Origin of the sequence: Actinomyces sp., assembly GCF_030530635.1 — a bacterium.
Taxonomy (GTDB): Bacteria; Actinomycetota; Actinomycetes; order Actinomycetales; family Actinomycetaceae; genus Actinomyces.
The window spans coordinates 1-3,156 of record NZ_JAUMUL010000124.1 but is presented as its reverse complement, the minus strand read 5'-3'; the positions used below and the strand labels follow the sequence as shown (position 1 = coordinate 3,156).

3 protein-coding genes are annotated in these 3,156 nt (G+C 70.3%); 1 reads left to right on the top strand and 2 read right to left on the bottom strand.

Going from position 1 to position 3,156, the window contains the following annotated elements; translation table 11 throughout:
* Positions 1 to 491 precede the first annotated feature (491 nt).
* Together Q4A20_RS14970 and Q4A20_RS14965 are read right to left on the bottom strand one after the other, a co-directional pair.
* Positions 492 to 1,328: a serine hydrolase gene (locus tag Q4A20_RS14970; RefSeq protein ID WP_303124188.1), complete on the bottom strand. Its 837-nt coding sequence runs from the start codon at positions 1,326 to 1,328 to the stop codon at positions 492 to 494.
* A gap of 7 nt (positions 1,329 to 1,335) precedes the next feature.
* Positions 1,336 to 2,061, bottom strand: a complete 726-nt coding sequence (locus tag Q4A20_RS14965; RefSeq protein ID WP_303124189.1) for a nitroreductase family protein — start codon at positions 2,059 to 2,061, stop codon at positions 1,336 to 1,338.
* 236 nt (positions 2,062 to 2,297) lie between these two features.
* Here Q4A20_RS14965 and Q4A20_RS14960 point away from each other — a divergent pair, with 236 nt between their 5' ends.
* Positions 2,298 to 3,047, top strand: a complete 750-nt coding sequence (locus Q4A20_RS14960; protein WP_303124187.1) for a PolC-type DNA polymerase III — start codon at positions 2,298 to 2,300, stop codon at positions 3,045 to 3,047.
* Positions 3,048 to 3,156: the final 109 nt, after the last annotated feature.

The window sequence follows — 3,156 nt, the reverse complement described above, 5'->3', positions numbered from 1 at the left end:
TCATGACAGTAGGTCCTCTCAATCAGGGCTTACACAGACCATTGAACACGCCCCCACTTCCCGGTCTGCTACGCCACTTAGGGGTTAACAACGCCGGTTAACCGTCTGCTGAAGGCCCCCGAGGCATACAGCACAACGTTACGTGGCGTTGTTAACGCCCAACCGGCCAAGCGCACACCCCGGCCCCCGTCAGGCCTCAGGACATAGACGACAGCTCTACCGCAGCCCACCACACCCCCAAACCCGAAGAGCCGCCGAGTGACGAACCGTCGTCGTTCATGAAGAACTCTCACGCGGGCCGCACGAGCGAACACACCCCAGGTCCGCACCCCCCGCAGCGGCGCATGCGCGTCCGAGGCACCTGGGGCGCGGTATCTAAGGCATGGGAATCACCGGAAGCACTGAACGACGCCGTCAACGGTCACCGCCCCGATCCGACTCTCGCAGAACATCGGTCAGCGCGTTGAGCGTGCGCGGCTCCGATGCCCCAGTCACAGGGCGAGGATCTGAGCGCCGAGCGCGGGCCAATTCTCCCGGTGCACGGCACCGAAGGGACGTGCGCCCAGGAACACCGCCTGGCGGCGGGCGACCGGATCGACCCAGAGGAAGGACCCGGACTGGCCGAAGTGGCCGAAGGTCTCGGGGCTGTTCGTGGGGGCGGTCCAGTGCGGCTGTTTGGCGCCGCGGACCTCCAGGCCCAGACCGAAGTCGTTTGCGGCCTGGCGCCCGTATCCGGGCAGGACGCCCGGCAGCCCGGGGTGGACGGGGCGACGTGCGGCTTCGGCCAGTGCGGGCGAGACGAGCGTGGGGGCCGCGAGCTCGCGGGCGAAGGCGGCCAGGTCGGCGGCACTACCCGTCCCCGAGTGAGCGGGCGAGCCGGGGATGCGGACGCTCGCCATGCCGAGGGGCTCGAGGACGGCCTCCTCCACCCACTCCTCGAGCGGGGTGGCGGTGGCCTCCTCCAGGCGCCGACCGAGGAGCTCGAAGCCGCGGTTGGAGTAGATGCGGCGACGGCGCGGCGGAGCCAGCACGGCATCGGAATCGAAGGCGATCCCGGAGGCGTGGGCGAGCAGGTCGCGGATGGTGGCGCCGGGCAGTTCGGGCGCGGCGGGCGCGTCGAGGTCCAGCAGGTGGCGGTCGACGGCTATCAGGGCACTCCAGGCGACAATCGGCTTGGTCAGGGAGGCAAGTGGGAAGACCGCATGGCCGTCGCCCACCTGGGCGATGGTACGGAAGGCCGGACACGCAGGCCCGACATCGACCAGCAGCCCCGTAGCAATGACGGCGACCGGAAAGTCGAAGGCCGCCAGCAAGCCCTTCAGCACCATTGCCGCCTCAGTGCAGGCAGAGGCGCTGCTCGTGCAGGACGTCCAGGACGGGGGCCTGTGAGGCGGGGCCGCCGCCCAGCGCCCGGGCGATCTGAGTGGTGAAGGAGTCCACCCGGTTGTTGGTGTCACGCAGGTCGTAGCACTGCTGGACCTCGGCGTCGTAGGCGGCCAGGGCGTCGGCGTGAGCATCGAGGTCGGGGTAGGTGTCCACGGCGGTGACGATCTCGCGGGGCAGGCGCGGCTTGTATTGGGGAACCTGGGCGGCGTGGCCGACCAGCAGGCCGAGCAGCGGGTAGGTGCGCTCGGGCAGGCCCAGGGCGACGATGACGCGGCGGACGTCGCCGATGATGGAGCCGAGGTAAACGGTTCCCAGGCCCAGGGATTCGGCGGCCAGAACCATGTTCTGGGCGGCGATGACGGCGTCCTCCACGCCCTGGAGGAACAGGGTCGTGCGCTCGAGCGGCTCCAGGGAGGCGCCGGCGCGCTCGCGGATGACGGCGTTGCGGTGCAGGTCGACGACGAACACGAACAGTTCGCCGCGGTTGCCGCCCACGTAGGGCTGGCCGGAGGCGAGGTGGAGTTGTTCGCGCACGCCGGGGTCCTTGACCCGGATGACGGTGACCTGCTGCTGGAAGGAGGAGCTGGCGGCGTGGCGGGCGACGTCGAGCAGGGTGGCGACGGTGTCTTCACCAACCGGCTCGTCGGTGTAGGCGCGTATGGTGCGGTGGGCCATCTGGGCGGCGATGGTGGCGTTGGTGACGGGCGTCGTCGCCGGAGTGGTCAGGGCGTCGGTGGGGGCGCAGGTGAAGGCGGTCGTGCCGCCGGTGGTGTCGGCGGGCTGGTTGGCGGGTGTAGTCGTCATGGCTTGGACTCTAGCCCGCTCGCCCCGGTTCGGGACGGTGAGAGTCGGGAGAACTGGCAGGAGGCGCGCTTGAAACGGCTCGGCGGAGACCGCCTACTATGGGTTCGATGCCCTTCTACCGCCGCCCGCGTCGTCCCCTGCGTCAGACGCTCCAACCCCGCCCGGCCCCGGCCGTGGAGGGCGGAGCCGATGTCGCGGATGTGGGCTACGCCGTCGTTGATCTGGAGACCACGGGACTGTCCCCGGCGGCGGACTCGATCATTGAGATCGGGTTGGTGCTGGCGGCACCCGACGGCGCCGTGGAGCGGACCTGGTCGACCCTGGTAAACCCCGGCGCCGGTGTTGACGTGGGCCCGACCCATATTCATGGGCTCGTGGCCGCGGACCTGGTGGACGCGCCGCCGCTGGCCGACGTGGCCGACCTGCTGGTGCGCGATCTGGCGGGGCGGGCGGTGGTCGCTCACAATGCCCGCTTCGACGTCGGTTTCCTCACCCAGGCGTTGGGCGGCCTGGACCGGTTGGAGCGTGGGGCGCGGGTTCCGCGCGTGTGCACGATGGAGCTGGCGCGGCACTTCATGGCCACACCATCGCGGCGGCTGGTGACCTGCTGTGAGACCGCCGGGGTTCAGATCGGGCGGCATCACACGGCGCTCGACGACGCTCTGGCCAGTGCCGGGCTGCTGCGCCACTACCTGGCGGTGGGTCGGGAGCGCGGCGAGGAGCCGGTGGCGTGGTCTCGGGCGCTGGCGGAGGCGGTGGTCTTCACCGGCTGGCGCTGGAGTGAGCCGACCGCCCGCGCGCAGGAGTCCCGTCTGGTGCCGCGCCGCGGCGACGGCGTGCTGCGCAATAGGCGTTAACAGTGGGAGGGGCCGTGGTCCCGATGACTACCGCCTCGCCGGGGTCATAGCGGTTGTCAAGCCCCGGGTTTCGTAGAGGGTGTTTTATCTGGCGCCGGTGGTTGCCGGC

Excerpts from the sequence above, each read along its gene's own strand:
- Q4A20_RS14970 (WP_303124188.1), bottom strand. The coding sequence starts at position 1,328 with ATGGTGCTGAAGGGCTTGCTGGCGGCCTTCGACTTTCCGGTCGCCGTC.
- Q4A20_RS14965 (WP_303124189.1), bottom strand. The coding sequence starts at position 2,061 with ATGGCCCACCGCACCATACGCGCCTACACCGACGAGCCGGTTGGTGAA.
- Q4A20_RS14960 (WP_303124187.1), top strand. The coding sequence starts at position 2,298 with ATGCCCTTCTACCGCCGCCCGCGTCGTCCCCTGCGTCAGACGCTCCAA.